Source organism: Streptomyces sp. P9(2023) (genome assembly GCF_032436795.1).
In the GTDB taxonomy this organism is placed as follows: domain Bacteria; phylum Actinomycetota; class Actinomycetes; order Streptomycetales; family Streptomycetaceae; genus Streptomyces.
Genome location: NZ_JAUPWM010000786.1, coordinates 1 through 243, shown reverse-complemented (window position 1 = coordinate 243; position 243 = coordinate 1). Strand labels below are relative to the sequence as shown.

Sequence of the window (243 nt, the reverse complement as noted above, 5' to 3'; positions counted from 1 at the left end):
CATTGGCACGAAGGTGTGCGAACCAATGGTCTTTCTAAGGTCGATTACGCTTGCTAGCGCGCGACCCCAATATTCAATCGCCAACCTCTTGTAGTAGAGCTGACCCTCACTCGCGGTCGGCTTCTTCTTCAAGTTCAGAATTTGCTGGTTGGTGTCTCTGGCTTGGTAGACGCCTTCACTCGTGTATTCCACATAGTGAAATCACTGATCGCCAGTTTCCAGATACGTGTAGTTCTTTGGTTC

The 243-nt window shown here is 49.4% G+C and carries 1 protein-coding gene; it reads right to left on the bottom strand.

Annotation, left to right across the window (positions count from 1 at the left end; all coding sequences use genetic code 11):
* On the bottom strand, positions 1-192 hold a 192-nt coding region (locus Q5762_RS39450), incomplete at its 3' end, for a hypothetical protein (protein WP_315897139.1).
* Positions 193-243 lie beyond the last annotated feature (51 nt).